Raw genomic sequence first — 24,794 nt, 5'->3', positions numbered from 1 at the left:
CCCCGTGCCCACCTACGACACCCCCGAGCCCGTCACCGCGATCGTCGACCTCGCCATCGGCGAGCTGCGGGTGACCGCGTCGGACCGCACCGACACCGTCGTCGAGGTCCGCAGCTCCGACGCCGACCGTGCCCACGCCGACCGGGTCCGGGTCGAACTGACCGGGCGGGAGCTGCGCGTCACCGGCCCGCAGCTCGGGCTGCTGCAGAAGCTCACCCCGCGCACCCCCGGCCGCTCGATCGAGGTCGGGATCGCCCTGCCCGCCGGGTCGGCGCTGACCGCCGCCACCACCTACGGCGGGATCGTCGTCGAGGGCCCGCTCGGGGCCTGCGAGGCCCGCACCCGCTTCGGCGACGTCCGCGTCGACGACGCCGCCTCCGCCGACCTGAGCACCGGCTTCGGCCACGTCCGGATCGGCGGCACCGTCACCGGGGACGCCACGGTCCGCTCCGACCACGGCGGCATGCAGATCCACCGCATCGGCGGCACCGCGACGCTGAGCAGCAAGCACGGCGGCATCCGCGCCGACGAGCTGACCGGCGACGCCGAGCTGACCGGCACGCACGGCCCCATCGACGTCGACGAGCTCGGCGCGGGCGCCCGCGTGCGCACCGCCTACGGCGACGTCCGGCTCGGCCGCGTCCACCGCGGCGAGGTGTCGCTGACCAGCACGCACGGCCGGCTGGAGATCGGCGTCGCGCAGGGCAGCGCCGCCTGGCTCGACCTCGACACCACCGGCCGGGTCGGCAACGACCTCGCACCGCGCGAGGCCCCGGACGGCGACGCCGTCGACACCGTCGCCGTGCACGCCCGGTCCCGCGAGGGCGACATCGTCGTCCGCCGCGCCTGACCCCCGCCGTCCGCGATCCCACCCACGAGCCCGTCCACGAGAGGAACCACCGTGCCCACACCTCCGCCCGCGATCGCCGTCGCCGCCCTGCACAAGTCCTACGGCGACCACGCCGTGCTCCGCGGCATCGACCTCGACGTCCCCGCCGGGACGGTGCTCGCTCTGCTCGGCCCCAACGGGGCCGGCAAGACGACGCTGGTCCGGATCCTGTCCACGCTGCTGCCACCGGACTCCGGACGCATCCGCATCGCCGGGCGCGACCCGGCGACCGACCCCGACGGCGTCCGCGCCGCGATCGGGGTGACCGGCCAGTTCTCGGCCGTCGACGGCCTGCTCACCGGTGTGGAGAACCTGCGGCTGATGGCCGACCTGCACCACCTGCCCCGCGACGCCGGCCGCGCCCGCACCCGGGAGCTGCTCGACCGCTTCGGCCTCGCCGACGCCGCGGACCGGCGCGCGGGGACGTACTCCGGCGGGATGCGGCGCCGCCTCGACCTGGCCATGACCCTCGTCGCCGACCCCGACGTGCTGTTCCTCGACGAGCCGACCACCGGGCTGGACCCGCGCAGCCGCCGCGACCTGTGGGACGCCGTGCGCGACCTCGTCGGCCGCGGCGTGACCGTGCTGCTGACCACCCAGTACCTGGAGGAGGCCGACCAGCTCGCCGACGACGTCGCCGTCCTGGACGGGGGCCGGCTCGTCGCGCGCGGCACCCCGGCGCAGCTCAAGGCCCGGGTCCCCGGCGGGCACGTGCGCCTGCGCTTCGCCGACGACGGCGCCCTCGCCGCCGCCCGCTCCGTGCTGCCCGCGGCGGTGGCCGACCCGGCCGCGGTGACCCTGCAGCTGCCCGCCGCCGGGGCCCGCGACCTGCGGGACCTGCTGGACCGCCTCGCCGGGACCGGGGTGGAGCCCGAGGAGCTGACCACCCACACGCCCGACCTCGACGACGTCTTCCTGGCCCTCACCGGCCACCCGACCACCCCGGAGGTGGCCGCGTCATGAGCGCCCCCGTCACGGACACCGCGCCCCTCGACCGTCCCCGGCTGGTCGCCGACTCGGCGACGATGCTGCGCCGCCGGGTCCGGCACCTGCGCCGCTACCCGTCGCTGACGATCATGCTGATCGGCCAGCCGATCGTGTTCCTGCTGCTGTTCGTGTTCGTCTTCGGCGCCACGATGGGCGCCGGCCTGGCCGGTCCGGGCGGTGACCGCGACGCCTACCTGGCCTTCATCACCCCGGCCGTGCTGCTGATGACCGTCGCGAGCGTCGCGCTCGGCACCGCGATCGGCGTCGCCACCGACATGACCGAGGGGGTCGTCGCCCGGTTCCGGACGATGGCGATCGCCCGGTCCAGCGTGCTCACCGGGCACGTCGGCGGCGCGTTCGTCCAGACCGCGGTCGGCCTGGTGGTGGTGCTCGGCGTGGCGCTGCTGCTCGGGTTCCGCAGCGACGCGGGCCCGCTCGCGTGGCTGGGCGTCGCCGGTCTGCTGGCGCTGCTCACGCTCGCGCTGACCTGGCTCACCGTTGCGTTCGGTCTGGCCGCCCGCAGCGTGGAGACGGCCAGCAACACCCCGATGTTCCTGGTGCTGCTGCCGTTCCTGGGCAGCGGGTTCGTGCCCGTGGACTCGCTGCCGGCCGGGCTGCGCTGGTTCGCCGCCTACCAGCCGTTCACCCCGGTCATCGACACCCTGCGCGGCCTGCTCGGTGCCGGGCCCGGCAGCGGGGCCGGGCTCGGCACCGACGCCGCGCTCGCCGTCGGCTGGTGCGTGGTGATCACCGTCGGGAGCCTGCTGTGGTCGCGCCGGCTCTACGAGACCCGCGCGGCGCGCTGAGCGTCTACTCCGCCGGCGGACGGTCGACGTGGACGGGCAGGGCGGGCAGCCGCTCGAACCCCAGCCGCGACGGGCCGTCCGCCGGTTCGGCGAGCCGGAGCCCCGGGAAGCGCGTGACCAGCGCCGACAGCACGACCTCGACCTCCTGTCGGGCCAGCGCGGCGCCGAGGCAGTAGTGCGCACCGTGCCCGAACCCGAGGTGCCCCTCGCCGCGGCCGGGGTCACGGCGCACGTCCAGCTCGTCGGGCCGGTCGACGACGCGCGGGTCGAAGTTCGCCGGCAGCAGGCCGGGCAGCACCGCGGTCCCGGCGGGCACCGACGTCCCGGCGATCTCCAGGTCCTCGGCCGCGTAGCGCGGGGCACCGGCCGGGATCGGGCCGCAGGTGCGGACCAGCTCGTGCACCGCCGTCGGCCACAGCTGCGGGTCGGCCCGCAGCGCGGCGAGCTCGTCCGGGCGGCTGAGCAGCGCGAGGGTGCCCTTGGCCAGCACGTGCGCGGTCGTCTCGAACCCGGCGACGGTCAGGTTCACCGTCATGTCGACGAGCTCCTGCTCCGAGAGCCGGTCGCCGTCCTCGTCGTGTGCCGCGACCAGCCCGGACAGCAGGTCGTCGGCCGGCTCCCGGCGACGGGCCCCGATCAGGTCCCGGACGTGGGCGACCATCCCCCGGGCGACGTCGGGCATCCGCCCGGGGTCGGGCTGGATCAGCAGCCGGGCGAACTCCCGCCAGCGGTCCCGGTCGGCCTCCGGCACGCCGACGAGCTCGCAGATGACCGCGATCGGCACCGGGTAGGCCAGCGCCTCCACCAGGTCGACCGGGGTGCCGTCGGCACCGGCCGCGGCGACGTCGTCGAGCAGGCCGTCCACGATCGCCCCGACCCGGGGGCGCAGCCCGTTCACCCGGCGCACCGTGAACGCCCGGGACACCAGCCGGCGCAGCCGCGCGTGGTCCTCGCCGTCGCGGCCCAGCATCGGACGGCGGAGCAGGTCGAGGTCCTCGGGCAGCCCGATCAGGCCGGTCTGGGCGTTGCGCAGGAAGTTCTCCGCCTCCGGCACCGCGGCGGCGTCGTGCCGGAAGCGGTCGTCGGTGAGCATCGCGCGGACCTCGGCGTGCCGGGTCACCATCAGCCCCTGCTGGGTCGGCCGGCCGGGCACCTCCAGCGGGATCTCGACGGCCGCGGCCACCTCGCGCATCCCCGAGAAGGCGGCGACCGGGTCCGACGGGTCCACGGTGTCCGGCCCGGAGGTCGCCGCAGCCGGGGTGGTGGTCGTGTGCTCTGCCATGCGGACAGTCGACACCGTGCCGTCGCGGCACGGTCAAGCCCCGCGATCGTGCAGGTTCGGTCCCGTTCGTCCCGCTCTCCCCGTAGGCTCCGCGCGTGCGCACGGATTCGGCCATGCAACGGACGGTGACCCGGTGAGCGGACTGTTCGCCCTGCTCGACGACGTCGCGGCGCTGGTGCGCCTGACGACGGCCTCCCTCGACGACGTCGCCGGGGCCGCCGGGCGCGCCGGGGCCAAGGCCGCGGGTGTGGTCGTCGACGACGCCGCGGTCACCCCCCGCTACGTCCAGGGCCTCAAGCCCGAGCGCGAGCTGTCGATCATCTGGCGGATCGCCAAGGGCTCGCTGCGCAACAAGATCGTGTTCATCCTGCCGGTCGCGCTGATCCTGTCCCAGTTCGCGCCGTGGCTGCTGACCCCGATCCTGATGGTCGGCGGCTGCTACCTGGCCTACGAGGGCGCGGAGAAGCTCTGGGAGTACTTCTCCGGCCACTCCGAGCACCCCGAGGAGCGCGACGAGAAGGTCGCCGCGGACCCGGCGGAGAACGAGCGCCGGGTCGTCTCCGGTGCCGTGCGCACCGACTTCATCCTGTCCGCCGAGATCATGGTCATCGCGCTGAACGAGGTCGCGAGCGAGGGCATCGTCGCCCGGGCGGTCATCCTGGCCGTCGTCGCCGTCGCGATCACCGCGCTCGTCTACGGCGCGGTCGCGCTCATCGTGAAGATGGACGACGCCGGCCTGGCCCTGGCGAAGCGCGGCTCCGGCCCCGTCGCGTCGTTCGGGCGCGGGCTGGTGAAGGCCATGCCGATCGTGCTGACGACGCTGTCGGTCGTCGGCGTCGCGGCGATGCTGTGGGTCGGCGGGCACATCCTGCTCGTCGGGATGGACGAGCTGGGCTTCTCCCCGATCTACGACCTGGTGCACCATCTGGAGGTGGCCGTCGCCGACGCGACCGGTGCGCTGGGCGGGTTCCTGGGCTGGCTCACCAACACCGTCGGCTCGGCGATCCTCGGGGTCGTCGTCGGCGCGGTGATCGTCGCCGTGGCGCACCTGATCCCGAAGCGGAAGAAGAACGACACCGACGACACCGACGACACCGACGACACCGCCGAGACCGCCGGGACCGCCGGCGCCTGACCCGGGAGGCCGCCGTGAGCCGCATCGAGATGCCGTCCGGCGAGACCATCGACGTGCTGCACAGCGGCGCCCCGGCCTTCGAGTTCGAGGCCGTCGTCCCGCCCGGGGTGGCCGGTCCCCCGCCGCACCGGCACCGGGGCGCCACCGAGTCGTTCACCGTGCTCGAGGGCGTCCTGCGGGTACGGGTCGGGGGCTGGACGAGCCTGCTTCACCCCGGCGACGGGATCGTGGTGCCGCCCGGCGTCACGCACTCGTTCGACAACGGGAGCGACGGCCCGGTGCGCGTGCGCACCGTCGAGACCCCCGCCGGGTCCCTGGAGGAGCAGTTCCGGATCCTGGCGACGGCCGGGCGGCTGCCGCCGCTGCGCCGCCTCGCGCGGCTCAACGTCGCCCACGACCTGGACTTCTCCCTCGCCGGGATCCCCGACGCGGTGCAGCGCCCGCTGTGGCGGTTGCTCGCGGCGCTGCCCGGTCCGTCATGATCGGGCGATGGGAGACACCGGCGTCTTCGTGCCCTACGGCGCGACCCACTGGGCCGCGCTGACCGTCGGGGTCCTCGGCGCCGTCGCGCTGGTGGCCCTGGGACGACGGCTGCGCGGCACCCCCGCCGAGCTGCGCGTCTCGCGGGCGTTCGCCGTCGTGGTCGTCGTGCTGCTGGTGCCGCTGCAGCTGCGGCTGCTGACCCCGCAGACCTTCGACGTGCACATCTCGCTGCCGCTGCAGCTCTCGGACCTGTCCTGGGTCACCGCCGCGGTCGCCCTGTGGACACGGCGCTGGTGGGCGTGCGCGCCGCTGTACTACTGGGGTCTCACGCTGACCCCGCAGGCGCTGCTCACCCCGGCGACCGACTCCCCCGACTTCCCGCACGTCGCGTTCCTGCACTTCTGGGCGCTGCACCTGCTGGTGACCTGGGCCGCGGTGTACCTGACCTGGGGCGCCGGGGTGCGGCCGACCTGGCGCGGGATGGGCGTGACGCTGGCGGCCACGATCGCCTGGGCGGCGGTGGTGCTGCCGTTCAACCTGGCGGCGGGCACCAACTACGGCTTCCTCGCCCACAAGCCGACCAACGCCTCCGCGCTGGACCTGTTGGGCCCGTGGCCGGTCTACCTGGTCGTCGAGTTCGTGCTGGTCGCGGTGGGATGGGCGGTGATCACGTGGCCGTGGACGCGGCGGCGGGAGCGGGAACCGGCCTGACCGGCAGCCGCTCCGCCAGCCCGTCGACGAGGTGGTCGAGCACCGCGCGGACCCGCCGGGGCGGGTCGGCCCCGTGCACCGCCAGCAGGTCCGCCGACGGGGTCGGGATGTCCGCCAGCACCTGCACCAGCTCCCCCGACGCGATCAGCGGCGCGACCTGCCACAGCGAGCGCATCACCAGCCCGCGCCCGGCCCGGCACCACGCCGTCGCGACCTCGCCGTCGTTGCAGGTCATCGCGCCCGTCACGCGGACCCCGGCGGCGTCGGCGTCGGTCCCGAAGCGCCAGTGGGCGTAGGCGGTGTCGTTCTCCCGGATCACGATGCAGTCGTGTCCGGCCAGGTCGGCGGGGGTGCGCGGGGCCCCGCGGCGCCCCAGGTACGACGGCGCCGCACACACCACGCGCCGGTTGCGGTGCAGCACCCGGGCGTGCAGCCGCGAGTCGGGCAGCGGTCCGACGCGCACCGCGAAGTCGTAGCCGGAGCCGCCGACCGCGACCGGCAGGTGCGACAGCTCCAGGTCGATGCGCAGGTCCGGGTTGGCCGCCTCGAACGTGCCGAGCAGCGGCGCGACGTGCGCCCGGCCGAACCCCATCGACGAGTGCACCGCGATCCGCCCGTGCAGCCCCGAGCGACGACGGCCGATCTCGTCCTCCAGGTCGTCGATCCGGCCCAGCACGTCGCGGGCGCCCTCGGCGTAGCGGCGGCCCTCGTCGGTCAGGGTGAGACGCCGGGTGGACCGGTTGACCAGGCGCACGCCCAGGCGTCGTTCCAGGCGGGCGAGCCGCTTGCTGACCGCCGACACCGACACACCCCACTGGCGCGCCACCTCGGTCAGCGTGCCCGCGGCGGCGACCCCGGCGAAGAAGCGCAGGTCGTCGAACTCGGGCAGCTCCACGCCTGCTCCTTTCCCCTGCGGAAAGACTGTCCGGCCCGGACGACGGTTCACCGCGCCCGGTTCGCCGATCAGGATAGAAGCAACCGAGTCGAGGAGGACACGACATGACCGCGCACCGCATCGCCGTCATCCCGGGCGACGGGATCGGCAAGGAGGTCGTCCCGGAGGGCGTCCGTGTGCTGACCGCGGCCGCGGAGCGGTTCGGGATCGGGCTGGAGTTCACCGAGTTCGGCTTCGCGAGCGCCGACCACTGGCTCGAGCACGGCACGATGCTGCCCGAGGACTGGTTCGAGCAGCTGCGCGGCTTCGACGCGTTGTTCTTCGGCGCCGTCGGGTGGCCCGAGGTGCTGCCCGACCACGTGTCGCTGTGGGGCAGCCTGCTGCAGTTCCGCCGTCACTTCGACCAGTACGTCAACCTGCGCCCGGCCCGGCTGCTGCCCGGCGTCGCCGCCCCGCTCGCCGGCCGCTCCCACGGCGACATCGACATGCTGATCGTCCGGGAGAACACCGAGGGCGAGTACTCGTCGGTGGGCGGGCGGATGTTCGAGGGCACCGACCGCGAGGTCGTGATCCAGGAGACCGTCATGACGCGCACCGGCGTCGACCGGATCCTGCGCTACGCCTTCGAGCTCGCGCGGCGGCACCCGAACCGGCACCTGACCTCGGCGACGAAGTCCAACGGCATCGCGATCACCATGCCCTACTGGGACGAGCGGGTCGCGGCGATGGCGGCGCAGTACCCCGACGTCGACGTCGACTCCTCCCACATCGACATCCTCGCGGCGCGGTTCGTGATGAGCCCGGAGCGGTTCGACGTCGTGGTCGCCAGCAACCTGTTCGGCGACATCCTGTCCGACCTCGGACCGGCCTGCACCGGGACGATCGGCATCGCGCCGAGCGCGAACATCAACCCGGAGCGGGAGTTCCCGAGCCTGTTCGAGCCGGTGCACGGGTCCGCACCGGACATCGCCGGGAAGGGCGTCGCGAACCCGGTCGGCCAGATCTGGTGCGGGTCGATGATGCTGGAGCACCTCGGCGAGCACGAGGCGGCGGCGGCCGTGCTGGCCGCGGTCGAGGACGTCGTCGGGCGGGGCGGCGCGACCGTCACCCCGGACCTGGGCGGCACCGCGACGACCGCCGAGCTGGGCGCGGCGATCGCCGAGGTCGTGCGGGGATGAGCCCGTCCGGCCCCGGCCGGTGCGCCGCGGCGGCCGGGCGTCGCGGCTCAGCCCGCGAGGAGCGCGACCAGGCGACGGGCCGCGTCGGGCGGCAGCCTGCGACGGCCGCGCAGGTGCCGGAACACCGGCGCGAGCACCGGGTCGGCCAGCAGCTCGGCCCGCGGCACCGGCCGTCCGACCGGCACGACGACGCCCGCCGCGTGCCGTCCGCCGGGGTGCGGCTCGGCGGGACCGGTGAACGCGAACAGCGCCGTCACGCCGCCGCCCGGCCCGGTGCGGTAGACCACGGCCCGGTCGCCCGGCGCGGTCCCGGCCAGGCAGCAGGGCTCCGGAGGCGGGTCGGCGACCTCGTCGGCGTCCCAGAGCAGCACGGTGTCCGGCAGCCCCGCGTCGGGTCGCACGGGGTCGGTCGGCACGGGGTCGGTCGGCACGGGGTCGGTCGGCACGGGGTCGGTCGGCACGGGGCCCGGCAGCGGCATGCCGCCCGTCCTACCCCAGCCCGCGGGGGTCCGGCGCGATGAGCCCGCGGACCCTGCTGCCCGCCCCGTTCACCGCCCGCACGGTCGACGCGGCGGGGACGGCGGTGCACACCGTGATCGGCGGATCCGGGCCGCCGCTGCTGCTCCTGCACGGCTACCCGCAGACCCACGCGATCTGGCACCGGGTCGCGCCGTTGCTCGCCGACCGGTTCACCGTCGTCGCGACCGACCTGCGCGGCTACGGCGACAGCGCCAAGCCGCCCCCGGGCCCGGACGACGCCGCCTACGCCAAGCGCGCCATGGCCGCCGACCAGCTCACCGTCATGCGGGAGCTCGGGTTCGACCGGTTCGCCGTCGCCGGGCACGACCGCGGCGGCCGGGTCGCGCACCGGCTGGCCCTCGACGCACCGGACGCGGTGTCGGCGCTGGCGGTGCTCGACATCGTCCCGACCCGGCACGCGTTCGACACCGCCGACGCCGGGCTCGGGCTGGGCTACTGGCACTGGTTCTTCCTCACCGCCCCGGCCGGGATCCCGGAGCGGCTCATCGGGGGCGACCCGGAGTTCTGGATCACCGCCCGGATGCGGTCGCGCCACCACGGCGGCACCCCGTTCGACGACCGCGCCGTCGCCGAGTACGTCCGCTGCTTCGCCGACCCGGCCTCGATCGCCGCGTCGTGCGCCGACTACCGCGCCGCGGCCGGGATCGACCGCGTCCACGACGGCGCGGACGCCGACCGGCGGGTGACCGCGCCGCTGCTGGCGCTGTGGGGCGCGCACTCCTTCGTCGGTCGGTCCTACGACGTCCCCGCGGTGTGGACCGGCTACGCCACGGACGTGCACGGGACGGCCCTGGACGCCGACCACTACCTGCCCGAGGAGCGCCCCGAGGAGGTGGCGCGGGAGCTCGCCGCGTTCCTGACGAGGTGATGCGGGCCGCTCAGTCCGTGATCCGGTACTGCGCGATCTTCCGGTAGAGCGTCGACCGGGCCACCCCCAGCGCCGCGGCAGCGGCGGCCCGGTTCCCGCCGGTGTCGCGCAGCGCGGCGACGATCGCGTCCCGCTCGGCCCGGTCCACCGCCCGCAGCGTCCCGGACGGTGCGCTCTGGCAGGACTCGGGCAGGTCGGTCGCCTCGACCACACCCACCGGCCGCCGGCCCAGGGCCGCGGTCAGCGCGTCGCGCAGCTCGGTCACGTTCCCCGGCCACGGGTGCCTGCTCACCGTCCGCAGCGCCCCGGCGGACAGCCGCACGTCGCGGCCGGGGGCGAGCTCGGTGAGCAGCGCGGCGACCAGGCCGGGGAGGTCACCGGGGCGGCCGCGCAGCGGCGGGACCGGCACCGACACCCGGAACCGGGCCAGCACGGCGTCGCGGACGGGGTCGGGGACGGCGGTGTCCGCGCGGGTGCCGGCCGTCGGCAGGTCCCCGCGCGCGACGGCGGGCGGCACCCCGGCGTCGCGCCGGTCGAGGTCGCGCAGCAACACCAGCGCCCGCTGCCCGGCCCGCCGGACGCGGTCGTCGAGGTCGGCGCCGTCGTCGTCCGGGCCGACCTCGACCACCGGGCCGGGCCAGGAGTCCGTGACCAGCCGCGCCCGGCCGGAGCCGGGCTCGCCGGTGACCAGCAGCGGTTCCCCCGCCCCCAGCGCCCCGGCGACGGCGGCCCGCGCCGCCCGCCAGGCCGGGCTCACCCCGTCGGCGTCGGGCCGCGGGGTCGCCGCGACCGGTCCGGCGGGGCCGCCGCCGTCGGGCTCGCGCAGCAGCGTCACCACCGCCACCAGGCCGGCGACCGACCCGCCGACCGGGACGACCGCGCCGCGCAGCCGGGCCCGCGTCCCCGACGGCAGGTCCACCCGGTCGTCGACGCCGGGCCCGCGGAGCAGCAGGAACCGGGCGTGGTCGGTGAGCGCGGCGTGGTCGCCCGCGTCGAGCAGGGTCTGCATCGCGGTGTTCGCCAGCACCGTGCGGCGCCCGACGGCGAGCACCGCCCGCCGGGTGCGGGACTCGGTGCGGGCGTAGGCGTCGAACAGGGCCTGCTGGGCGGGGTCGCGGTCGTGCAGCAGGGCGTCGGAGATGCGGGCGGCCGCGGAGCGCACCAGCGACAGCAGCAGCGGCGAGGAGTGCTCGGCGCGGCAGGACAGGTCGAGCACCGCCTCGATCCGCCCGGTCGCCGGGTCGCGCACCGGGGCGCCGGCGCAGGCGTAGTCGTGGAGCTGCTCGACGAAGTGCTCGGCGCCGACGATGTGCACCGGCCGGCCGGACTCCAGCACGGTCCCGACGCCGTTGGTGCCCACCGCGCCCTCGGCGTAGCCGAACCCGGCGGCGAACGCGTTGACGTCCGCGGACCGGGCGATCACCGCGTCGGTGTCCAGCCGCACCAGCAGCCGGGCCCGGTGGTCGGTGAGCGCGACGCACACCCCGATCCCGGCGACCTGCTCGACCAGCTGCTCCATCACCGGGCGCGCGCAGCGGACCAGCCGGGAGCCGGTGTCGAGGTCGGGGTGGAACCGGTTCACGATCATCGCCGGGTCCACCCCGCCCGCGATGCTGCGCCGCCACGACGCGACGACGTGGCCGGGCACGCCGGGCAGCGCGACGTCGGGCCGGTCGAGCAGCTCGGCCCGCGCGGACACGAGCTCGCGGCGGCGTGCGAGCAGATCCCCCATCGACGCACCTCTCTGTGCTCGTCATCACATGATGCGTCACCGGTCAACACCTGTCGCTGTCCGAAGTTCGGACACCCGTGGGACGCCCGGTCCGACCTAGCGTCGGGTGACCGTCGTCACCCCTGCACCGGGAGGACCCCCATGGCCGCCACGACCACCGAGCACGTCGACGTCCTGATCGTCGGGGCCGGGGTGTCCGGCATCGGCGCCGCGCACCGGCTGCGGGAGGAGTTCCCGGAGCGGAGCTTCGTGCTGCTGGAGGCCCAGGACGCCCCCGGTGGGACCTGGTGGACGCACCGCTTCCCCGGTGCCCGCTCGGACAGCGACCTGTTCACCTACGGCTACCGGCACAAGCCGTGGAAGGGACCGTCGATCGCCGCGGGCGGGGAGATCCTGTCCTACCTCCACGAGGTCATCGACGAGGACGACCTCGCCGGGCACATCCGCTACCACCACCGCGTCACCGCGCTGAGCTGGTCGTCGGAGGAGAACCGGTGGACCGCGGAGGTGACGCGCACCGACACCGGCGAGACCCTGCGGATGACCGCGTCGTTCCTGTGGATGTGCCAGGGCTACTACAACCACGACGAGCCCTACACCCCGGAGTGGCCGGGCACCGAGCGCTTCGCCGGGACGGTCGTGCACCCGCAGTCCTGGCCGTCGGACCTCGACGTCACGGGGAAGAAGGTGCTGGTCATCGGGTCCGGCGCGACCGCGGCGACGGTCGTCCCGGCGACGGCCGCGACCGCCGGGCACGTGACGATGCTGCAGCGCTCGCCGTCGTACTGGTTCCCGGCGCCGACCGTGCACGAGCTCGCGACGATGCTGGAGCCGCTCGACCTGCCCGGCGAGTGGACCCACGAGATCCTGCGCCGCACCTACGTCCAGCAGCTCGACTGGCTGGCGACCACCGGCCGCGACGACCCGGACGCGCTGCACGAGTTCCTGGTCGAGTCCATCCGGCCGCTGCTGCCCGAGGGCACCGACGTCGAGAAGCACTTCGTCCCCCGCTACCGGCCGTGGCAGCAGCGCATCGCGTTCGTGCCCGACGGCGACTTCTTCGCCGCGATGCGCGAGGGGAAGGCCTCGGTCGTCACCGACACCATCTCCGAGTTCACCGAGAAGGGCGTGCAGGTCTCCTCCGGCGAGGTGATCGAGGCCGACGTCGTCGTCACCGCGACGGGCTTCGACCTGGCGGTGTTCGGCGACATCCCCTTCACCGTCGACGGCGAGCCGGTCGACTTCACCCGGCACGTCACCTGGCGCGGTCTGATGATCAGCGACATCCCGAACATGGCCTACGCCTTCGGCTACTTCCGGCACAGCTGGACGCTGCGGATCGACCTGGTCAACGACCTGATCGGCCGCATCCTGGCGCGCATGGACGAGCGCGGGGACCGGGTCGTCGTGCCCACGCTGCGGGAGCAGGACGCCGACATGCCGCGGCTGCCGTGGGTCTCGGAGGACAACTTCAACCCCGGCTACATCGGACGCTCCCAGCACCGCATGTTCGGGCAGGGCGACCGCGAGCCCTGGACCCACATGCACGAGCACGACGTCGACCGGGTCGAGCTGCCGAAGGCCGACCTCGACGACGGCCTGCAGTACCGCTGACCCCGACCGACCGCACACCCCGAGGAGACCCACCGTGCCCCGCATCCCCGTGTCCACCGGCGTCGAGCTGAACTACGAGACCGCAGGCGACGGCGACCCACTGCTCATGATCATGGGGACGTCCGGCGCGATCCCGCTGTGGGGCGAGCTCGCGTCCCGGCTCGCCGAGACCCACCGTGTGATCACCTTCGACAACCGGGGCCTGGGCGGCAGCGACCGCGGCGCCGGCCCGATCAGCGTCGGGTCGATGGCCGCGGACACCTCCGCGCTGCTCGACGCCCTGGAGATCCCGCGGGCACACGTGCTCGGCTGGTCGCTCGGGTCCGCGGTCGCGCAGGAGATGGCGCTGACCCGCCCCGAGCAGGTCGCGTCCGCGGTGCTGCTGTGCACCTGGGGACGGTGCGACGGCTTCCAGCGCTCGGTGCTCAGCGCGCTGCGGCTGCCCTACGTGCACCGCGACATGGAGTCCGCGCTGGCCACCTCGGGCCTGGCGTTCTCCCCGCAGCTGCTCGACCACCCGGACTTCGCGGCGATGCTGGAGCCGATGCTCCCGGCGTTCCCGCAGAACGAGGCGCAGATGCAGGTGACCGTCGAGCAGTGGGACGCCGACCTGGTCCACGACACGCTCGACCGGCTCGGCGGGATCACCGCGCCGACGCTCGTCCTCGTCGGGGAGCAGGACCTGCTGACCCCGCCGTGGCAGTCCCGCGCGGTCGCCGACGCGATCCCGGGTGCGACGTTCGAGCTGGTCGGCGGACCGGGGTCGAGCCACGGCATGCACATCGAGCGGCCCGACGACATCTCCAAGCTCGTCACCGGGTTCCTGGGCGGGCAGCGCGTCTGACGGGGTCGGACCCGCGGGGGGGTCAGCGGACCCGCAGGCCGTCGAACAGCAGCGCCGTGTGCGCCGCGACGACCTCGTCGGCGTCGGCGTCGGACTCCCCGCGGATCCAGCCGCTCACCCCGTTCAGCATGTCGAGCAGCCCGAGCGCGGCCAGCGTCGGGTCGGTCTCCCGCAGCTCGCCGCCGCGCATGCCGGCGGCGAGCACGTCGCGGACGCGGCGGTGGTAGAGCCGCACGTGGGCGTCGATCTCGGCGCGGTGCTCCGGGGTCAGCGCCGCGCGCTCGTGCAGGCCCACGAGGTACTCGGTGCGCCGGCGCAGCAGGTGTCGGACGTGCGCACGGACCAGCTCGGCCAGCCGCTCGGCGGGGGTCCCGGCCGCGTCGAGCAGGGGCAGGTTCTCCTCCACCGGCTCCCGGGTCACGGTCAGGCAGATCGCGTAGAGGATCTCCTCCTTGGACCGGAAGTGGTGGTAGAGGCTCGCCCCGCGGATGCCGATCGCGTCGGCGATGTCGCGCATCCCGACCTGCGCGTAGCCCTGGTCGGCGAAGATCCGGGCGGCGGCCCGGACGATCTCGGCCCGGCGCTCGGTGGTCCGCTTGCGCCGGGCCGCGGGCTGCGGGATCCGGTCCGGGGCGGTCACCGTGCGGCCCCGGCCCGGAAGTCGGCGAGGTCGGCGGTGCGGGTCATCCGCCAATAGTCGACGATCCGCCACGGCATCGTGCACACCACCCGGCCCGCGGCGTTGCGGTACCAGTTCGTCATCCCCGGGTGGGTCCACAGCATCCGGGCGTGCGCCTCGTCGTGCCGCCGGGTCCACTCGGCCTCGACCTCGGGGCGGACCTCGACGGTGCGCAGCCCCCGCTCCGCCATCGTGACGACCAGGTCGACCAGGTAGCGGACCTGGCACTCGGCGATGGTGATGTAGCTGCCGCCGTGCCCCAGCACGGTGCCCGGGCCGCAGGTCACGAACAGGTTCGGGAAGCCGGGGACGGTGATGCCCAGGTGGGCGCGCGCGTCCTCGGGCCCCCACACGTCGGCGAGCCGGACGCCGTCGCGGCCGCGGATCTCGATCGGCCACAGGTAGCGGTGGGTGTGGAACCCGGTGGCGAGGACGACGACGTCGGCCTCCACCTCGGTGCCGCGGTCGCCGCGCAGCCCGGTCGGGGTGACCTCGGCGACCCCCTCGGTCACGAGCGTGACGTCGTCCCGGCGCAGCGCCCGGTACCAGCCGTTGTCCAGCAGCATCCGCTTACCGAACGGCGGATAGGTGGGCAGCGCCTTCTCGACGAGGTCCGGGCGGCCGTCCAGCTCGGACTCCAGGTAGCGGGTGAACACCCGGCGGTGGGCGTCGTTGACGGCGTTCACCGACCGCTGCGGGTGCTCCCACTCCGGGTCCACCTGCAGGCTCGGGTGCACCCGGTCGTTGAAGTTCCAGGCCAGCCGGGCCCGGTACCAGCGGCGGTAGAACGGCACCCGCGCCATGAGCAGCGCGACGGCCGGGTCGACCGGGGTGAAGTAGACGTCGTTGGGCGCGACCCACTGCGGCGAGCGCTGGAACACGGTCAGCTCCCGCACGCGGCCGGCGATCGCGGGCACGACCTGCATCGCGCTCGCCCCCGCCCCGACGACGGCGACCCGCCTGCCGTCGAGGTCGAGGTCGGCCGGCCACTGCGCGGTGTGGAACGCCGGGCCTGCGAACGTGTCGAGCCCGGGGATGTCCGGGACCCGCGGCCGGTTCAGCGCGCCCGTGGCGCTGACCAGGATCCGGGAGGTGAACACGGCACCGTCGGCGGTGCGGGTGGTCCAGGTGCCGCGCTCGTCGTCCCAGTCGGCCCCGACGACCTCGGTGCCGAACCGGATCCGCTCGCGCAGCCCGTGGGTGTCCGCGACGTCGCGCAGGTAGGCCTGGACCTCGTCCCGCTTGCCGAAGTGGGTGCTCCAGTCCCGCGGGTGGAACGAGTAGGAGTACAGGTGGCTCGGGGTGTCGACGCCGGCCCCCGGGTAGGTGTTCTCGTACCACCCGCCGCCGACGTCGTCGTTCTTCTCCAGGACGACGTGGGCGATCCCGGCCTCGGCCAGCTTGATCGCGGCGAGCATCCCGGAGACGCCCGCCCCGATGACCACGGCGTCGATGTCGGTGTCCGGCGCGACGCGGACCGGGGCGGGGGCGAAACCCATGTCCTCGGCGAGCATCTCGGCGTACTCCGGCGGGACGGGCTCGCCGTTGGCCAGCTCCAGCAGCTCGCGCAGGGCCTCACCGGTCGGGGCGGGCACCGCGGGCGGGCGGCCCGCGTCGTGCGCGGCGACCGCCTCGGCGACCGCCTCGCGGATCTCCGCGGCGACCTCGGGGGCGAACCCCCCGGGGTCGTTGTCGTCCATCCCCCGGCTGCGGGTGGGCCGGTACGGGTCGCGCAGCCAGCGGCGGTCGCCGGTCAGCTGGTGGAGCACCGGGACGAGCGAGGGCAGGTTCGCGTGTTCCAGAGCGCGCAGCAGCTCCGGGTCGGTCGAGGCCACGTCGTCCTCCTCGGTCGCTTGACATGTGCACGGGGTCACACCACTATCCGCTCCAGAACCTAACCACAGATAGGTAGGAGTTGGCGATGGAGCTGACCGAGGCGATGCGCACCGTGGGGACCTGCCGGTACTTCACCGCCGACCCGGTACCGGACGCGGTGCTGCGCCGGGCCTTCGACGTCGCCCGGTTCGGCCCGCAGGGCGGCAACCGCCAGCCGGTCCGCTGGGTCGTCGTGCGCGACACCGCCCGCAAGCAGGCGCTCGCCGACCTCTACCTGCCGATGTGGAAGGCCTACCTGGGCGGGATCGGCGACGGCACCGTGAACGTCGGTGCGCTGCCGAGGACCGTCCGCGACGCCGACCACTTCGCCGAGAACCTCGCGACCGTGCCCGCGATCGTCGTCGTCTGCGCGGAGATCGACGGGCTGCACCCGACCGACCTGGAGCTGGACCGGGTGTCGGTGGTCGGCGGCGCGTCGATCTACCCGACCGTGCAGAACTTCTGCCTCGCGCTGCGCGACCAGGGCGTCGGCTCCGCGGTGACCACGCTGCTCTGCCACCACGAGGCGGCCGTCCGCGAGCTGCTGGAGATCCCGGACGGGGTGCTCACCGCCGCGCACGTCGCGGTGGGGTACCCGGGGAAGGGCTTCCCCTCGTCGCTGACCCGCAGCCCCGTGGAGGACATCGTCTCGGCCGAGACCTACGGCCGTCCGTTCTTCGCCGCCGCCGGCGTCTGACCGGGCACCGGAGGAGACCGTGGCCGACCTCGCCCCGCACCACCGCACGCTCCTGGGCCGCGCGACCATCGGCGACCAGCTCCGCCGGCACGCGCGCACCCGGCCGGACAAGATCGCGTTCGTCGCCTACGACGCCGCGGGCGTCCGCTCCGAGACCACCTACCGCGAGCTCGACGAGCGCGCGAACCGCTTCGCGCAGCTGTTCACCGCCCGGGGGATCGGGCGCGGCGGCCGGATCGCGTCGATGGCGCGCAACGCGGTCGACGTGGTGGCCGCCTACTACGGCGCGCTGAAGATCGGCGCCGCATTCACCGGCGTCAACCCGCTCTACCGGGAGGCCGAGGTGGCCCACCAGCTCGGGCACAGCGGTGCGGCGCTGGTGCTCGCCGACGACGCGTTCGCCCCCGTCGTCGACGCGGCCCGGCCCGCCGGGGTCGACCGGCTCGGCTACGGCGCGGAGCTGGACGCACTGCTCGCCGCGCAGCCCGCCACCGAGCCGGAGGTGGACCTCGACGAGAACGACGTCGCCCTGATCGTCTACACCTCCGGCACCGAGGCCGCCCCGAAGGGCGTGCTGATCCCGCACCGCAACTACCTCGCGTCCACCGCCCCTGCCTGGGGCTGGGGCCTGGACACCGGGCCGCGCGACACCTGGCTGTTCGTGATGCCGTTCCACACGATCGCCGGGCTCGGGTCGATGACCAGCCTGACCCTGATGGGAGCCACCCTTGTGCTCCCGTCGAGCGCCGACCCCGCGACGGCGCTCGCGGTGATCGGGCGCGAGCGGGTCACGGTGATCGCGCAGACCCCCACGTTCTACATCGCGCTGTCCGCCCAGGACGGCTTCGGCCCGGACACCGTCGGCCAGGTGCGGCGCTGCATGACCTACGGCGGGCAGATCCCGCCGCACGTGATCGACGCGTGGTCGGCGGCCGCGCCCGAGGTCCTGTGGGGCACCTACTGGGGGCAGTCCGAGCTGTCCCAGCTCGGCACGGTCGGCTTCTTCCGGACCCTCGACGACGTCCCGGACGGCGACCCGACCTGGATCGGGAAGCCGGTCACCCACCTGGAGATCCGGGTCGTGGACGCCGAGGACCACGACGCCGAGGTGGGTGAGCTGATCTGCCGCTCGCCGTCGGCGATGCTCGGCTACCTGGACGACCCCGAGCGCACCGCCGCCGTCTTCCGCGACGGCTGGGTGCGCACCGGCGACATGGTGCGGATCGACGCCGACGGGAACCTGTTCTTCCACGACCGGCTCAAGGACATGATCAAGACCGGCGGCATGAACGTGTCGTCGCAGGAGGTCGAGCGGGTGGTGCACGAGCACGCGGGCGTGGAGCGTGCCGCCGTGGTGGGGCTGCCCGACCCGTACTGGTCCGAGGCCGTCACCGCCTTCGTCGTGGCCCGGCAGGGCTGCGAGCCCACCGCCGAGGAGCTCGTCGCGCACTGCCGGGCCCGGCTCGCCGCCTACAAGGTGCCCAAGGCGGTCCACCTGGTGTCCGAGCTGCCGGTCGACCCGCAGGGCAAGATCCTCAAGCGCCGCCTGCGCACGACGGAGCCCGCACGGTCCTGACCGGCCGGTCAGGACTCCCGGTGCGCCTTCGGGGACCGCCCGAAGCGCGCCCGGAAGGCCCGGCTGAACGCGGCCGGGTCCGGCATCCCCCAGCGGGCGCCGACCGCGCCGACCCCGACGTGGGCGAGCTCGGGGCGGCGCAGGTCGGTCCACGCGCCCTGCAGGCGTTCCTCGCGGATGGCCCCGGCCACCGTGGTGCCCTCCTCGGCGAACAGCTTGTGCAGGTAGCTCACCGAGATCGCGCAGGCGGCGGCGACGCCCGCGGGGTCGAGGTCGCGGTCGGTGATGTGCTCGCGGATGTGCCCGCGGGCCCGCGCGACGTGCAGGTTCTCCGGCGCGGACGCGGGCACGGTGCTGCGGACCAGCGCGACGAACACGTCCCCGATGGTCCGCGCGACGGCCTCCTGCGCGGCCAGGGGGACGTCGTCGCCGATCGCCCGGTCCAGCGAGGACAGCAGCGGCGGCAGCATCGCGCCGACGCCGCGACGGCCGTCGAGGGCGACCGCGGTGGCCTCGGCCATCTCCGCCCGGGACAGCGGCAGCGCGCTCTTGGGATGCAGGCAGACCTGGTACTCGAAGCTGTCGGTGGTGACGAAGGTGAACGGCCTGCTGCTGTCGTAGATCACGAACTCGCCGGGGCCGATCACCGCCTCCCGCCCGTCCTGCGCGACGAGTGTGCGGCCACGGCGGGCCAGCGCGATCTGCAGATAGTCCTCGTCTGCGGCACGAACCTGGCGTATCGTCCTGTCGAAGCGGTGTGGAACCGAGGAGATCCGCCGCAGATGCGTACCGGCCACCGACGAGGCGGTGACCCGTCCGGAGACCAACCCGGTGGTGGACGGTGTCACGTCCAGCGCGACGAACTGGTCGCACACCGTCGCGCGCCAGAAGTCCAGCCGGTCGGTCTCGGCCACGGTGGTGGTGTCGATCGTGACCAATGCCATACCCGAGCATGGCACGTCCACGTCACGAACGTGTTGCTCCGATGTGAGGACGTCGTCGCGCGGCACGTTCGGCCGCCCGGGCCCGCACCCCCTCGTCCGTGCAGAAGCCGGCCCCGGACCGCTTGAGGCAGAGCAGGCCGAGCAGCCTGCCGTGCCCGTCGACGACGGCGAGCCGCCTGCGCCCGTCGGCCCGCATCCGGTCGCGCGTCGCGGTCGCCGGCGCGGTGGGGGCGACGGTGCGCCCGGCCAGGGTGCCGAGCCAGCGGATCGGCGCCGCGGCGGGACGGCCGGCGAGGTCGCCGCGCTCCACCACGGCCAGCAGCACACCCCGGTCGACGACGAGCAGCGCGTGCACGTGGTCGTCGCGGAACACCTCCCGGGCCTGGTGCACCGTGGTGGTGCGCCCGCACGTCCGGGGGTGCCCGATCATCGCCGCGCCGGTGCTGCCGGGGACCCACCCCACCCCGGACCGGTCGGGCACCGCGCCGGTCATGCCGCGTCGCTCGAGTGTCCGGGCACCACCGGGAGGTCGGGGCGCACCAGCGGGACGAGGTTGTTGACCGCCAGCGCGGCCTCGCCGAAACCGACCGAGATCAGCCGGACCTTGCCCTCGAAGTCGGTGATGTCCCCGGCCGCGAACACCCGGGGCAGCGTCGTGCGCATCGACCGGTCGACGGCGATGTGCCGGCGGCTCATCCCGATCCCCCAGCTCGACAGCGCCGCGAGGTCGGCCTTGAACCCCAGCGCGGCGACGATCTCGTCGACCCGCAGGGTCTCGACGCCGTCCGGGCCGGACACGTCGACCTCGGAGACGCGGCCGTCGCCGCGGACGTCGTGCACCTCGTAGGGGGTCAGCAGCCGTACCGACGAGGCGCGCAGCTCGGTGACGCTGCGCTCGTGCGCGCGGAACGCGTCGCGGCGGTGCACCAGGGTCACCGACGCCGCGAGCGGCTCCAGGCACAGCGCCCAGTCCACGGCCGAGTCCCCGCCGCCGACGATCAGCACGTCCTTGCCGGTCAGCTCGGCCGGGCGCGGGACCGCGTAGCGCAGCCCGCGGCCCGCGTAGTCGCCACCGGCCGGGAGCGGGCGCGGGGTGAACCGGCCCATCCCGCCGGTGACCAGCAGCGCCCCGGCCCGGATCCGTACGCCGCGGTCGGTGGTGACGGCGACCCCGTCGTCGAACTGCTCCAGGACGGTGGCGTCGTGACCGAGAAGGTAGGTCGGCTCGGCCAGCGCGGCCTGCTCGACGAGCGAGTCGACGAGGTCCTGCGCGCGGACCCGGGGGAAGCCCGCGACGTCGAAGACCGGCTTCTCCGGGTAGAGCACCGACATCTGCCCGCCCAGCTGGTCCAGGGCGTCGACGACGACCACGGACAGGCCGCGGAAGCCGGCGTAGTAGGTGGCGTAGAGGCCGGTGGGCCCGGCGCCGACGACGACCAGGTCGGCCGTGAGCTCCGCGGTCATCGCGGCTTCCGCTGCGTGACCAGTGGGTGGTCGCTGTCTGCCGGGTCGGCGTCCTCGCCACCACCGGAGAACCCCTGCTCGCGCACGAACGCCGCGTTGGCGTCGACGAACGGGAGCAGGTCCGCGGGCATCTTGTGCTCCCAGTGGATGGCCTCGCTGGGGCAGGCGGGCATGCACTTGCCGCAGTCGACGCACTCGTCGGGGTGGATGTACATCATCCGCTCGCCGGGGTAGATGCAGTCGACCGGACACTCCTCCATGCAGGAGCGGTCCTGGATGTCGATGCAGGCCTCGGTGACGACGTAGGCCACGAGTATTTCCTCCGATGTGGACGGTCAGGGTGGGGCACGGCCCGGCCGGGCCGAGAAGGGCGATCCGGCCGGGCCGTGCGACTCAGGCGGTCTCGACCTCGACGAGCGTGTCGGAGAACGTGGGCGCGTTGCCCAGGTCGCCGAACACGGTCGGGTTGACCGCGGCCAGGGTGGCGCCGGCCTTGGAGTTCTTGCGCCAGCCGCCCATCGGGCTCACCACGACCCCGCGGGACACGGTGTCCTGCAGCGACGCGACGACGGTGAACTCGCCCCGGTCGTTGAACACGCGCACCGGCGACCCCTCGGCGATGCCGCGGGCGGCGGCGTCGTCGGGGTGGATGATCAGGGTGTGCTCGTTCGCGACGCGGCGGTGGAACTCGTGGCTGCCGAAGCTCGAGTTCAGGAACGCGTGCGACTTGGGCGTGAGCAGGTTGAGCGGGTAGCGGGCGGCGAGCTCCGGGTCGGACGCGGCGGACTCGCGCGGCGGGATGTAGTGCGGCAGCGGGTCGACCGGCTGGCCGGGCTGGTGGTCGTTGGAACCCTGCCGGAACAGCGGGACGACGAAGTTGCCACCCGCCGCGGCGGCGGAGACGAACTCGGCCTTGCCCGACGGCGTCGGGAAGTTCCCCTCGGCGTGCGGGGCGTAGGCCTCAGGCGGGGCCACGTTGAGCCGCTGCCAGCCCTGCTCCTTCAGCGACTCGACGGTGATCCCCTCCATGTGCGGGTGGGACCAGTCGAACGCCTCGGCGATCATCTCCTCGTCGGTGCGCTGGAAGACCGGGTCGTCGAAGCCCATCGCGGCGGCGAGCCTGCGGAACATCTCGGTGTTCGGGACGGCCTCGCCCAGCGGCTCGATGGACTGGTGGTTGTAGGTCACGAACAGGTGGCCCCAGGAGAACATGATGTCGTCCTGCTCGAGCTGCGTCGTGGCCGGCAGGACGATGTCGGCGTACTCCGCGGTGTCGGTCATGAACTGCTCCGACACGACGGTGAACAGGTCCTCGCTCTCCAGGCCCTTGATCAGCCGGTCCTGGTCGGGCGTCGTGACGACCGGGTTGGAGTTGTAGACCATCAGGCCCTTGATCGGCGGGCCGGCGGGCAGGTCACCGGCGAGCGCGGCACCGAGCCGGTACTGGTTGATGACCCGGGTGCCGGGGGTGAGCATCTCCGGGTGCATGAAGGCGCCCCAGTTGACGGGGAACGCCCACAGCGGCAGCTGCAGGATGCCGCCGCCGGGCTTGCGCCAGGCGCCGACGAGGCCGGGCAGGCAGGACAGGGCGCGCACGGTCTGGCCACCGCCGGCGTGCCGCTCGACGGCGACGCCGATCCGGATGACCGACGGCTGCGCACCGGCGTACTCGCGGGCGAGCACCCGGATGGTCTCGGCGGGCACGCCGGTCTCGGTCTCGGCCCACTCGGGGGTGTAGCGGGAGACGCGCTCGGCGAACTCGTCGTAGCCGACGGTGTGGTTCGCGATGTAGTCGTCGTCGGTGAGGCCCTCGGCGATGATCACGTGCGCCATGGCCAGCGCGAGCGCGCCGTCGGTGCCGGGGCGGATCGCGATGTGCTGGTCCGCGGCGGCCGCGGTGCGGGTGCGGATCGGGTCGACGACCACGACCTTCGCGCCGTTCTTCTTCGCCTTCGCGATGTAGGGCCAGAGGTGCAGGTTGGTGCTCATGATGTTGCAGGCCCACACCAGGATGAACTTGGAGTGCACGAGGCTCTCCGGGTCCACCCCGGCGGTGTCGCCGATGGTCATGGCGTAGGCGGTGCAGGAGCCGGAGTCGCAGTAGGTGCGCTCGGCGACGGTGGCGCCCAGCTTCGCGAAGAAGGGGTCGCCGACGTTGAGGCCGTTCAGGATGCCCTGGGTGCCCAGGTAGCTGACCGGCATGATCGCCTCGGGGCCGTGCTCGTCGGCGATGGCCTTGAAGCGGGTGGCGATCTCGGTGACGGCGTCGTCCCAGGTGATCCGCTCGAAGCGGCCGCTGCCCTTGGGCCCGGTCCGGCGCATCGGGAACAGCACGCGGCCCGGGTCGTACACGCGGTCGAGATAGTTGTTGACCTTCACGCAGAGGCCGCCGTTGGTGTACGGGTGGTCCGGGTCGCCGACGACCGAGGTCGCCGTTCCCGAGCCGTCGACGGTCACCAGCATCGCGCAGGTGTCCGGACAGTCCTGCGGACAGGCGGCCTTGACCACCTTCTCGGTCAGCGGCGTGGCCGGGGCCTCGTGCGTCGCGGTCATGGGGGTGCTCCTCGCCTCGTGGTGGGATGGCGTCGCCCACGAGACTCGTCGCCTGCCGCGCGCCGGTCTTGGCACCAGGAGCACTGACGTTGTCCCGGGGAGCACAATCGCGCCCCCCGGGACGCCCGGTCAGGCGTAGGTGTGGAAGCCCCGCCCGGTCTTCTTGCCGAGCAGGCCGGCGTCGACCATCCGGGCCAGCAGCGGCGGCGGCGCGTACAGCGGCTCCTTGAACTCCGCGTACATCGACTCCGCGACGGCCTGCACGGTGTCCAGGCCGATCAGGTCGGACAGCGCGAGCGGGCCCTGCGGGTGCGCACAGCCGCGGACCAGGCCCTCGTCGATGTCCTCGGCGGTGGCGAAGCCGGACTCCATCATCCGGATCGCCGACAGCAGGAACGGCACCAGCAGCGCGTTGACGACGAAGCCGGCGCGGTCCTGGCAGTCGATCGCCTTCTTGCCCAGGCCGTCGGAGACGAAGCTCCGCGCCCGGGCCAGGGTGTCCTCGGAGGTCATCAGGCTCGGGACGAGCTCGACCAGCGACAGCACCGGCACCGGGTTGAAGAAGTGGATGCCGACGACCTGCTCGGGCCGCTTCGTCGCCACCGCCAGCTTCATGATCGGGATGGACGACGTGTTCGACGCCAGCACCGCACCGGTGTCGGTGACGAGCCGGTCCAGCTCCCGGAAGACGCCGGTCTTGAGCGCCTCGTCCTCGGCGATCGCCTCGACGACGAGCTCCCGGTCGGCCAGCGCGTCCAGCCCCTCGACGACCTCGAGGCGGGTCAGGACCTCCTCGGCGGAGTCGATCCGGCCGCGCTTCTCCGCCCGGGCCAGCGACGACTCCAGGCGGGCCCGGCCCGCCTCCACCGCGGCGGCGGAGGTCTCGACGACCCGCACCCCGTACCCGGCCCGTGCCGCGACCTCCGCGATCCCGGATCCCATCTGACCGCAGCCGACGACGCCTACGCGCTCCATGAGCACCTCGTTCCCTCTGCGCGTCCCGGGATCTCCGGGACGCGGTCGAACCATCGAGACTTCCGTC

The 24,794-nt window shown here is 74.1% G+C and carries 24 protein-coding genes; 12 read left to right on the top strand and 12 right to left on the bottom strand.

Annotation, left to right across the window (positions count from 1 at the left end; translation table 11 throughout):
- The first annotated feature begins 4 nt into the window (after nucleotides 1-4).
- Genes KPL57_RS36150 through KPL57_RS36140 form a run of 3 tightly spaced genes read left to right on the top strand, consistent with a single transcriptional unit; the run spans nucleotide 5 to nucleotide 2,682 of the window.
- A complete protein-coding gene (locus KPL57_RS36150; RefSeq protein WP_226355037.1) occupies nucleotides 5-850 on the top strand; it encodes a DUF4097 family beta strand repeat-containing protein in 846 nt (281 codons plus the stop codon).
- 51 nt (nucleotides 851-901) lie between these two features.
- Nucleotides 902-1,852 carry an ATP-binding cassette domain-containing protein gene (locus tag KPL57_RS36145; RefSeq protein WP_226355036.1) on the top strand — a complete coding sequence of 317 codons (951 nt, stop codon included), beginning with the start codon at nucleotides 902-904 and terminating at the stop codon, nucleotides 1,850-1,852.
- A complete protein-coding gene (locus KPL57_RS36140; protein ID WP_226355035.1) occupies nucleotides 1,849-2,682 on the top strand; it encodes an ABC transporter permease in 834 nt (277 codons plus the stop codon). Before KPL57_RS36145 ends, KPL57_RS36140 begins: the two co-directional genes overlap by 4 nt.
- Before the next feature lie 4 nt (nucleotides 2,683-2,686).
- Here the strand turns inward: KPL57_RS36140 and KPL57_RS36135 are convergent, their stop codons facing one another.
- The gene (locus tag KPL57_RS36135; RefSeq protein WP_226355034.1) at nucleotides 2,687-3,964 is read right to left on the bottom strand and encodes a cytochrome P450; all 1,278 of its coding nucleotides are present in this window, start codon (nucleotides 3,962-3,964) and stop codon (nucleotides 2,687-2,689) included.
- A 133-nt stretch (nucleotides 3,965-4,097) separates the two neighbouring features.
- Between KPL57_RS36135 and KPL57_RS36130 the strand changes: the two genes are divergently transcribed.
- Genes KPL57_RS36130 through KPL57_RS36120 form a run of 3 tightly spaced genes read left to right on the top strand, consistent with a single transcriptional unit; the run spans nucleotide 4,098 to nucleotide 6,293 of the window.
- Nucleotides 4,098-5,099, top strand: a complete 1,002-nt coding sequence (locus KPL57_RS36130; RefSeq protein WP_226355033.1) for a DUF808 domain-containing protein — start codon at nucleotides 4,098-4,100, stop codon at nucleotides 5,097-5,099.
- A gap of 14 nt (nucleotides 5,100-5,113) precedes the next feature.
- A complete protein-coding gene (locus KPL57_RS36125) occupies nucleotides 5,114-5,581 on the top strand; it encodes a cupin domain-containing protein (RefSeq protein WP_226355032.1) in 468 nt (155 codons plus the stop codon).
- A gap of 7 nt (nucleotides 5,582-5,588) precedes the next feature.
- Nucleotides 5,589-6,293: a TIGR02206 family membrane protein gene (locus KPL57_RS36120; protein WP_226355031.1), complete on the top strand. Its 705-nt coding sequence runs from the start codon at nucleotides 5,589-5,591 to the stop codon at nucleotides 6,291-6,293.
- On the opposite strand, the gene KPL57_RS36115 is transcribed toward KPL57_RS36120, so the two are convergent.
- The gene (locus KPL57_RS36115) at nucleotides 6,250-7,188 is read right to left on the bottom strand and encodes a LysR family transcriptional regulator (RefSeq protein ID WP_226355030.1); all 939 of its coding nucleotides are present in this window, start codon (nucleotides 7,186-7,188) and stop codon (nucleotides 6,250-6,252) included. The two genes, KPL57_RS36120 and KPL57_RS36115, sit on opposite strands and share 44 nt — an antisense overlap.
- Before the next feature lie 104 nt (nucleotides 7,189-7,292).
- Between KPL57_RS36115 and KPL57_RS36110 the strand changes: the two genes are divergently transcribed.
- Complete coding sequence (locus tag KPL57_RS36110) at nucleotides 7,293-8,366, top strand: tartrate dehydrogenase (protein ID WP_226355029.1); 1,074 nt, start codon at nucleotides 7,293-7,295, stop codon at nucleotides 8,364-8,366.
- Nucleotides 8,367-8,413: 47 nt separating this feature from the next.
- On the opposite strand, the gene KPL57_RS36105 is transcribed toward KPL57_RS36110, so the two are convergent.
- Nucleotides 8,414-8,845: a hypothetical protein gene (locus tag KPL57_RS36105; protein ID WP_226355028.1), complete on the bottom strand. Its 432-nt coding sequence runs from the start codon at nucleotides 8,843-8,845 to the stop codon at nucleotides 8,414-8,416.
- 38 nt (nucleotides 8,846-8,883) lie between these two features.
- Here KPL57_RS36105 and KPL57_RS36100 point away from each other — a divergent pair, with 38 nt between their 5' ends.
- The gene (locus KPL57_RS36100; protein WP_226355027.1) at nucleotides 8,884-9,774 is read left to right on the top strand and encodes an alpha/beta fold hydrolase; all 891 of its coding nucleotides are present in this window, start codon (nucleotides 8,884-8,886) and stop codon (nucleotides 9,772-9,774) included.
- Between the two features lie 10 nt (nucleotides 9,775-9,784).
- Here KPL57_RS36100 and KPL57_RS36095 read toward each other — a convergent pair whose 3' ends face one another.
- Nucleotides 9,785-11,506, bottom strand: a complete 1,722-nt coding sequence (locus tag KPL57_RS36095; protein WP_226355026.1) for a sigma-54-dependent Fis family transcriptional regulator — start codon at nucleotides 11,504-11,506, stop codon at nucleotides 9,785-9,787.
- A 141-nt stretch (nucleotides 11,507-11,647) separates the two neighbouring features.
- Between KPL57_RS36095 and KPL57_RS36090 the strand changes: the two genes are divergently transcribed.
- Together KPL57_RS36090 and KPL57_RS36085 are read left to right on the top strand one after the other, a co-directional pair.
- The gene (locus tag KPL57_RS36090) at nucleotides 11,648-13,120 is read left to right on the top strand and encodes an NAD(P)/FAD-dependent oxidoreductase (protein WP_226355025.1); all 1,473 of its coding nucleotides are present in this window, start codon (nucleotides 11,648-11,650) and stop codon (nucleotides 13,118-13,120) included.
- Between the two features lie 34 nt (nucleotides 13,121-13,154).
- Nucleotides 13,155-13,964: an alpha/beta fold hydrolase gene (locus KPL57_RS36085; protein WP_226355024.1), complete on the top strand. Its 810-nt coding sequence runs from the start codon at nucleotides 13,155-13,157 to the stop codon at nucleotides 13,962-13,964.
- A gap of 22 nt (nucleotides 13,965-13,986) precedes the next feature.
- Here KPL57_RS36085 and KPL57_RS36080 read toward each other — a convergent pair whose 3' ends face one another.
- Nucleotides 13,987-14,604 (bottom strand): TetR/AcrR family transcriptional regulator, encoded by a 618-nt coding sequence (locus tag KPL57_RS36080; protein WP_226355023.1) that lies wholly within the window; start codon nucleotides 14,602-14,604, stop codon nucleotides 13,987-13,989.
- On the bottom strand, nucleotides 14,601-16,478 hold the full coding sequence (locus tag KPL57_RS36075; protein ID WP_226355022.1) for an NAD(P)/FAD-dependent oxidoreductase: 1,878 nt from the start codon (nucleotides 16,476-16,478) through the stop codon (nucleotides 14,601-14,603). The genes KPL57_RS36080 and KPL57_RS36075 overlap by 4 nt, the downstream gene beginning before the upstream one ends.
- Nucleotides 16,479-16,564: 86 nt before the next feature.
- Here KPL57_RS36075 and KPL57_RS36070 point away from each other — a divergent pair, with 86 nt between their 5' ends.
- Nucleotides 16,565-17,215: a nitroreductase family protein gene (locus KPL57_RS36070; RefSeq protein ID WP_226355021.1), complete on the top strand. Its 651-nt coding sequence runs from the start codon at nucleotides 16,565-16,567 to the stop codon at nucleotides 17,213-17,215.
- A 19-nt stretch (nucleotides 17,216-17,234) separates the two neighbouring features.
- Nucleotides 17,235-18,791, top strand: coding sequence for a class I adenylate-forming enzyme family protein (locus KPL57_RS36065; RefSeq protein WP_226355020.1), 1,557 nt, complete (start codon nucleotides 17,235-17,237; stop codon nucleotides 18,789-18,791).
- An 8-nt stretch (nucleotides 18,792-18,799) separates the two neighbouring features.
- On the opposite strand, the gene KPL57_RS36060 is transcribed toward KPL57_RS36065, so the two are convergent.
- The 6 genes from KPL57_RS36060 to KPL57_RS36035 form a co-directional block, all read right to left on the bottom strand.
- Entirely contained in the window at nucleotides 18,800-19,735 is a 936-nt protein-coding gene (locus KPL57_RS36060) for a helix-turn-helix domain-containing protein (RefSeq protein WP_226355019.1), read from the bottom strand.
- Between the two features lie 22 nt (nucleotides 19,736-19,757).
- Nucleotides 19,758-20,228, bottom strand: coding sequence for a CBS domain-containing protein (locus KPL57_RS36055; RefSeq protein WP_226355018.1), 471 nt, complete (start codon nucleotides 20,226-20,228; stop codon nucleotides 19,758-19,760).
- A complete protein-coding gene (locus KPL57_RS36050) occupies nucleotides 20,225-21,199 on the bottom strand; it encodes an NAD(P)/FAD-dependent oxidoreductase (RefSeq protein WP_226355017.1) in 975 nt (324 codons plus the stop codon). The genes KPL57_RS36055 and KPL57_RS36050 overlap by 4 nt, the downstream gene beginning before the upstream one ends.
- Nucleotides 21,196-21,510: a ferredoxin gene (gene fdxA, locus KPL57_RS36045; protein ID WP_226355016.1), complete on the bottom strand. Its 315-nt coding sequence runs from the start codon at nucleotides 21,508-21,510 to the stop codon at nucleotides 21,196-21,198. The genes KPL57_RS36050 and fdxA overlap by 4 nt, the downstream gene beginning before the upstream one ends.
- Nucleotides 21,511-21,592: 82 nt before the next feature.
- On the bottom strand, nucleotides 21,593-23,752 hold the full coding sequence (locus tag KPL57_RS36040) for a molybdopterin-dependent oxidoreductase (protein ID WP_226355015.1): 2,160 nt from the start codon (nucleotides 23,750-23,752) through the stop codon (nucleotides 21,593-21,595).
- Nucleotides 23,753-23,881: 129 nt separating this feature from the next.
- Nucleotides 23,882-24,727, bottom strand: a complete 846-nt coding sequence (locus tag KPL57_RS36035) for a 3-hydroxybutyryl-CoA dehydrogenase (RefSeq protein WP_100880817.1) — start codon at nucleotides 24,725-24,727, stop codon at nucleotides 23,882-23,884.
- Between the last annotated feature and the right edge of the window lie 67 nt (nucleotides 24,728-24,794).

It is taken from the genome of Pseudonocardia sp. ICBG601 (assembly GCF_020496245.1).
The sequence above is the reverse complement of the archived record's forward strand: the minus strand, read 5'-3'. Positions and strand labels throughout refer to the sequence as shown.